Origin of the sequence: Actinomadura logoneensis (genome assembly GCF_003428695.1) — a bacterium.
GTDB lineage: Bacteria > Actinomycetota > Actinomycetes > Streptosporangiales > Streptosporangiaceae > Spirillospora > Spirillospora logoneensis.
This window is the reverse complement of sequence record NZ_QURH01000903.1, coordinates 1-6,714: the sequence shown is the minus strand read 5'-3', so window position 1 is coordinate 6,714 and position 6,714 is coordinate 1. Positions and strand designations below refer to the sequence as shown.

Annotated in this window: 6 protein-coding genes; 5 read left to right on the top strand and 1 reads right to left on the bottom strand. The window is 73.2% G+C overall.

Translation table 11 applies throughout. The features are described 5' to 3' along the window. The 5 genes from DZF91_RS30480 to DZF91_RS30460 form a co-directional block, all read left to right on the top strand. Positions 1-1,335: hypothetical protein (locus DZF91_RS30480; protein ID WP_328589238.1), on the top strand; the 1,335-nt coding region annotated here is incomplete at its 5' end. After that, positions 1,335-2,111, top strand: a complete 777-nt coding sequence (locus tag DZF91_RS30475) for an SDR family oxidoreductase (protein ID WP_117360539.1) — start codon at positions 1,335-1,337, stop codon at positions 2,109-2,111. The genes DZF91_RS30480 and DZF91_RS30475, both read left to right, overlap by 1 nt. A 32-nt stretch (positions 2,112-2,143) precedes the next feature. Next, the gene (locus tag DZF91_RS30470) at positions 2,144-3,271 is read left to right on the top strand and encodes a sulfotransferase family protein (RefSeq protein ID WP_117360538.1); all 1,128 of its coding nucleotides are present in this window, start codon (positions 2,144-2,146) and stop codon (positions 3,269-3,271) included. 263 nt (positions 3,272-3,534) lie between these two features. Continuing rightward, positions 3,535-3,891 (top strand): hypothetical protein, encoded by a 357-nt coding sequence (locus DZF91_RS30465; protein WP_147341462.1) that lies wholly within the window; start codon positions 3,535-3,537, stop codon positions 3,889-3,891. Between the two features lie 124 nt (positions 3,892-4,015). Then, a complete protein-coding gene (locus tag DZF91_RS30460) occupies positions 4,016-5,398 on the top strand; it encodes an FAD-binding oxidoreductase (protein ID WP_117360536.1) in 1,383 nt (460 codons plus the stop codon). 28 nt (positions 5,399-5,426) lie between these two features. Here the strand turns inward: DZF91_RS30460 and DZF91_RS30455 are convergent, their stop codons facing one another. Continuing rightward, complete coding sequence (locus tag DZF91_RS30455; RefSeq protein ID WP_117360535.1) at positions 5,427-6,569, bottom strand: acyl-CoA dehydrogenase family protein; 1,143 nt, start codon at positions 6,567-6,569, stop codon at positions 5,427-5,429. Positions 6,570-6,714: the final 145 nt, after the last annotated feature.

The window sequence follows — 6,714 nt, the reverse complement described above, 5'->3', positions numbered from 1 at the left end:
GCCGCGCCGGCGCAGGTCGACGCGAACGCCGCGCAGGGGGGCACGAACGCCGGGCGGGCGGACGCCACGCCGGCGCAGGCGGACGGGAACGCCGGACAGGCGGACGCCGCGTCGGCGCGGGCGGAGGCGAACGCCGGGCAGGCGGGCGGGAGCGACGCTCAGGCGACCGCGGGGTTCGGGCGGGCGGTCGTGGAGGCGGAGGGGATCATCCGCGGGGCGGCGCACGTCCGGTCGGACCTCGACCTCGCGGAGGGGCTGGAGTACCTCGCGGGAAGCGTCAAGGCCGCGCTGCACATGGCGTGGGCGTACGAGCGGGACTTCCCGTTCTTCGCGCGCTCGACCGGCCCGCACTCCAAGCTGGGCCTGGACAACCCCGACACCCTGTACTTCAACGCCTACCTGCGCGACGACGCCGAGTACGTCGTCACCGGGCGGCGCGGCAGCACCGCCGACCTGAGCTTCCAGGTGCTGAACGGCGACTACACGCCGTCCGCGTCGCCCGACAGCCTCAGCGCGTTCGACGACCGTGCCCTCGAGACCGCCCCGGACGGCTCGTTCGAGCTGCGCTTCGGCCCCGAGGACCCGCGCCGCAAGGACGATCCGAACTACTTCACGCTCGGGCCGGGCGCGGCGATGCTGCTCGTCCGGGAGGTGTTCAGCGACTGGGCGGCCGAGCGTCCGGGCGAGATCCGGATCCACCGCGCCGACCGGCTCGGGCACGCGCCGCCCGCGCCCACGTCCGCGCGGCAGGCCAAGCGGTTCGACGTGGCCGGCAAGATGCTGGTCTCGCGGCTGCGGACGTTCCTCGCGTTCCCCGAGTGGCACTACCTGACGCTGCCGGTGAACACGATGACCGAGCCGCGCCCGACGCCCGGCGGCCTGGCCACGCAGTACTCGTCCGCCGGGCACTTCGCCCTCCGCCCGGACCAGGCGATGATCGTCACGGTGCCGCGCTCGGACGCCCCCTACCAGGGCTTCCAGCTCGGCAGCATGTGGTACGTCTCGCTGGACTACGCCAACCACCAGACGAGCCTGACCGCCGACCAGGCCGCCGCCGACCCGGACGGCATGATCCGCATGGTCGTCGCCGAGCGCGATCCGGGCCTGGCGAACTGGATCGAGACGACCGGGCACGACCGGGGCTTCCTCCAGGTCCGCTGGCAGCGGCTGTCGCGGGAGCTCACCCCGGAGGACGGCCCGCGGGTCGAGGTCGTCCCGTTCGCCGACCTGCCGGCGCGCCTGCCGTTCCACGACCGGCAGCGCGTCACCCCCTCCCAGTGGGCGGAGCGCATCGCCGCCCGCCAGATCTCGACCGCGCGAAGGATGCTGGGCTGATGCTGCTGGACGGACGCGTGATCGTCATCTCCGGGGTCGGCCCCGGCCTCGGGCGCGGGCTGGCGCTCCAGTGCGCCAAGGCGGGCGCGGACGTCGTCCTCGCCGCCCGCACCGAGGAGCGGCTGGAGGAGGTGGCCAAGGAGGTGCGCGCGCTCGGCCGGCGCGCGACCGCCGTCCGCACCGACATCCGCGACCAGGCGTCCTGCGAACGGCTCGTGCGGGAGACGCTCGACGCCCACGGGCACGTGGACGGCCTGGTCAACAACGCCTTCGCGATCCCGCCGCTGCAGGACCTGCTGGACGTGGACGTCGCCGCCGTCCGGCGCGGCTTCGAGACGAACGTCCTCGCCGCACTGTCGCTGACCAGGCTGTTCGTCCCCGCGCTCGTCGCATCCAAGGGGTCGGTCGTGATGGTGAACTCGGCCGTCCTGCGGCACTCGAAGGCGACGTTCGGCCCGTACAAGATGGCCAAGTCGGCGCTGCTCGCGCTCGCGCAGGGGCTGTCCACCGAGCTCGGCCCGCGCGGCGTCCGGGTGAACACGATCGCACCCGGCTGGATCTGGGCCGACAACCTCAAGTGGTACTTCGACCTGCTCGCCACCGAGCGCGGGACGACGTCCCGGCAGGTCTACGACGAGACCGCCGCGACCATCGACCTGCGCAGGCTGCCCGAGCCGGACGAGATCGCCGACGCCGCCGTGTTCCTGCTGTCCCCGTACGCGCGCGCGATCACCGGGCAGTGCCTGGACGTCAACGGCGGCGAGTTCCACCACTGAGGCGGCGAGTTCCACCCACTGAGGAGACCGCGATGAGGACGGACGTCGGAACGGTCGAGGACCTGCACGCCTCGGCCACGCGCGCCACCGGCCTGACCGACTTCGGCGAGGACGACTACACCGACGGCCTGGAGGCGCTGCTCGCGTCCTACCGGCGGGACGCGCGGCTGACGGAACTCGGGAGCAAGACGCAGCGCGCGTTCCTGCGCGGCGCGCTCACCGCCCGCCTGATCGCCGAGGACGCGTGGAAACGGCACCCCGGGCACGCGGACGTCCCGATCGAGCGGCCGATCTTCGTCACCGGGCTCCCCCGCACCGGGACGACGGCGCTGCACCGGCTGCTCACCGCCGACCCCGCCCACCAGGGCCTCGAACTGTGGCTGACCGAGGTCCCGCAGCCGCGCCCGCCGCGCGCGGCGTGGGCGGACGACCCGGTCTTCCGGGCCGTCCAGGCGGGGTGCGAGCGGCACCACGTCGAGCATCCGGAGTTCATGGGCGTCCACTACATGTCGGCGGACATGGTCGAGGAGTGCTGGCAGCTCCTGCGCCAGTCGATGCGGTCGGTCTCGTTCGAGTGCCTGGCGCACCTGCCGTCCTACTCCGCGTGGCTCGCCGGGCAGGACTGGACGCCCGCGTACCGCCGGCACCGCCGCCTGCTCCAGCTGATCGGGCTGAACGACCCCGGCCGCCGCTGGGTGCTGAAGAACCCCAGCCACCTGTTCGCGCTGGACGCCCTGCTCGCCGTGTACCCGGACGCGCTGGTCGTCCAGACGCACCGCGACCCGCGCACGGCGATGGCGTCCATGTGCAGCCTCGCCGCGCACGCCACCGAGGGCTGGTCGGACCTCTTCCGGGGCGAGGTCATCGGCCGCGACCAGCTCGACCTCTGGAGCCGCGGCCTGGCCGCCTTCCGGGCCGAGCGCGGGCGGCACGACCCGGCCCGCTTCTTCGACGTCCGGTACGAGGACTTCGTCCGCGATCCGCTCGGCACCGCCGAGGCGATCTACACGCACTTCGGCCTGCCGCTCACCGACGACGCCCGGGCCGCGATGAAGCGCCTGCACACCGAGTCGAGCGAGGGCCGGGGACGCCCGTCCCACCGCTACACCCTCGCCGACTTCGGCCTCACCCCCGCCGAGGTGGACGCCCGCTTCCCCTGATCTTCCCGGCCGGGCTGGCGACCACCTCCCCGCCCCCGGGCCGAGGTGGACGGGTGCGTCCGTCGCGGGGCCGCCCCCTGCCGGGATCCTCCTCACGGAGGACTCGCGATCGTGCGACTGGCCGTGCGGACGGCCCGTCCGTGGGAGGCGCGCCGGCCGTGCCGCGCACGAGGCTGGGGACCATGACGACGACGAACATTCCGCGGCCACGCGGCCGGTGGGCGCGCGGACGCCGGCGGTCGCCCGACCGGATCCTCGCCGGGGTGCTCGCTGCCGGCGCCGCCGTCCTGCTGGCGTGGACGGTCGGCATGGCCTTCTCCATCCCGCCGTCCGAGCCCCGAACCGTCGACTGGGCGCTGCTGTGGTGCGGCTTCGACGCGATCGAGATCGCCGTGATGGCGTCCGCCGCGTGGCTCGTCCGCCGCCGGGACGCCCTCGCCCCCATGGCCCTGTCGGCACTGGCGACGCTGATGGTCGCGGACGCCTGGTTCGACGTCATGACGGCCCGCTCCGGCTACCTCCCGGCCGCCGTGTCCATGGCCGCCTTCCTGGAACTCCCCCTGGCAGCCGTCCTGACCACCGCCGCCGTCCGCCTCACCCGCCGCCGGGAGACGGACTGAGCGGCAGGTAGCGACAGGTGTGGCCCTTACCGGCCATCCCTGGTCGATCCTCGCGAACCTATGATTTGGCACCCGGACACGCATCCCGCGGTTCCGACACCTGTCGAAGGGAGAACCACGGGCCATGTCATCCACCCCGGAGTCCCGGTCGCCCGCCTCTCGGCCGTCCGCCTCGAAACCGGCGCTCGACACCCTCGTCGAGCTGCTCCGTGAGCGACTGCCGGACGACGCGCTGATCGCCGAGCCCTCTGCGGCAGCGGCGGCGACCCGGCTGTGGAACGCGCGGGTGACCAAGCGTCCCGCGGTGGTGGCACGGTGCCGGACGGCGGCCGACGTCCAGGCCGCGGTGCGCGCCGCCCGGTCGGCGGGGGTGCCGCTGTCGGTGCGCGGCGGCGGCCACGACTGGGCCGGAAGCGCCATCGCGGACGGCGGCCTCCTGGTGGATCTGGGCGAGATGCGCCAGGTCGTCATCGAGGGGGACGAGGCGCGCGTGGCGGGCGGCGCGACCGTCAGCGACGTCCTGGACGCCGCCCGGCCGCACGGGCTCGCGGCCGCGGTCGGCACCGTCGGCTCGGTCGGGTTCGCCGGGCTCACGCTGGGCGGCGGCTACGGAACCCTGATCGGCGTCACGGGACTCGGCGTCGACAACATGCTGTCGGCCGAGGTCGTCCTCGCCGACGGCCGGATCGTCACGGCCGACCCGCGGCATGAGGCCGACCTGTTCTGGGCGCTGCGCGGCGGTGGCGGCAACTTCGGGGTCGTGACCGAACTGCGCACCCGGCTGCACCCCTTCGCCACGGTCAGCACCGGCCTGCTCGCGTTCCCCTGGGACCAGGCCCGGTCGGTGCTGCGCGGATGGCGGACGCTGACGGCGGCGGCGGACGACGCGCTGGACGTGATGTTCGGCGCCATGTCCACCCCCGTCGGCAAGGTCGTCTTCACCATGCCGACCTGGGCCGGCGACCCCGACCGGGCCGCCGCGCAGATCGCCCGGGTCCGGGCGCTCGGCGACCCGGTGCTCGACGACGTGGACCGGCGGGCGCTGGCCGACGCCGTGCACGCCCTGGACGAGGCGTTCCCGTACGGCGGCGAGTACCGCCTCGGCGCGCGGATGCTGCCCGCCCTGACCGACGACGCGATCGAGGCGTTCGTCCGGGCGGCCGAGGCGATGCCCGGCACCTGCGCGCTGAACGTCCACCACGCGCACGGCACGGCGACCCGGGCGCAGGCCGCCGACGCCGCCTACCCGTACCGCGACGAGCACCTCGTCGTGGAGATCATCGGATCCTGGACGGACGGCGACGGCGCCGCCGAGTCGGCCTGGGTCCGCGACGCCGAGGACCTTCTGGAGCCGTACGCCCTCCCCGGCGGCTGGGCCAACCTCATGGCGCCCGACGACCCGCACGCCCCGGACGCCTACGGCGCCAACACCGCCCGGCTCCTGGAGATCAAGGCGCACTACGACCCCGACGGGGTGTTCACCGCGATACCGCTAAGGGAGGCCTGAACGCGGGACGCCGAGCGGACGAGGCGGGTCAGATGCCGAGGCCGCGGCCGATGATCTCTTTCATGATCTCGGTGGTGCCGCCGAAGATGGTCTGGATGCGGACGTCCTGGTACGCCTTGGCGATGGGGTACTCGGCCATGTAGCCGTAGCCGCCGTGGAGCTGGACGCAGCGGTCGACGACGGTCTTGAGCATCTCGGTCGTCCAGTACTTGGCCATGGACGCCTCCTCGGCGTCCAGCTCGCCGCGGACCTCCTTGGCGAGGCACTGGTCGAGGAAGGCGCGGCTGACCGTGATCTCGGTCTTCATCTCGGCGAGGGTGAAGCGGTTGTGCTGGAACTTGCCGATCGGGCGGCCGAACGCCTCGCGGTTCCTGCAGTACTCCAGCGTCATGTCGAAGGCGGCCTGCGCGCCCGCGACGGCCGAGACGGCGATGCAGAGGCGTTCGCGGGCGAGGTTCTGCATGAGGTAGATGAAGCCCATGCCCTCCTCGCCGAGCAGGTTCTCCTTCGGCACCCGGACGTTGTCGAAGAACAGCTCGGCGGTGTCCTGGGCGTGCATGCCGATCTTGTCGAGGTTGCGGCCGCGTGCGAAGCCGTCCATGCCGCGCTCGACCATCAGCAGGGAGACGCCGTGCGCGCCCGCGGCCGGGTCGGTCTTCGCGGCGACGATGACCAGGTCGGACAGGATGCCGTTGGTGATGAAGGTCTTCTGCCCGTTCAGGACGTAGTCGTCGCCGTCGCGGACGGCGGTCGTCCGCATGCCCTGCAGGTCGGACCCGGCGGCGGGCTCGGTCATCGCGATCGCGGTGATCAGCTCGCCGGAGCAGTAGCCGGGCAGCCAGCGCGCCTTCTGCTCGTCGTTCAGCAGCTGCACCAGGTAGCCGCCGACGACGTCGTTGTGCACGGCGAAGCCGGGGCCGGACGCGCCCGCCCGGGCCAGCTCCTCGTTGAGGACGGCGTAGTAGCGGTAGTCGGACTCGCCTCCGCCGCCGTACTCCTCGGGCATCTCGATGCCGAGCAGCCCCTGCCGCCCGGCGGCGCGCCACACGTCCCGGGAGACGATCTCGTCCTTCTCCCACTGGGCGTGGTACGGCTCGATCTCCTTGGCGACGAAGGACCGCACCATGTCGCGGAACGCCTCGTGCTCCTCGGTGAAGATGTCGCGTGCCATGCGCCGGGGCTCCTCGCGTGTAAGTGCGTACTGACTTCCCGGTGCACAATGTAGCGCAGCCACCCGCCGTCACCCCAGGCAGCGGCGTTGTGACCCACGTTACTCACAGGTAGGGCCGGCCGATGGCGGGTCGCGCCATCGGCCG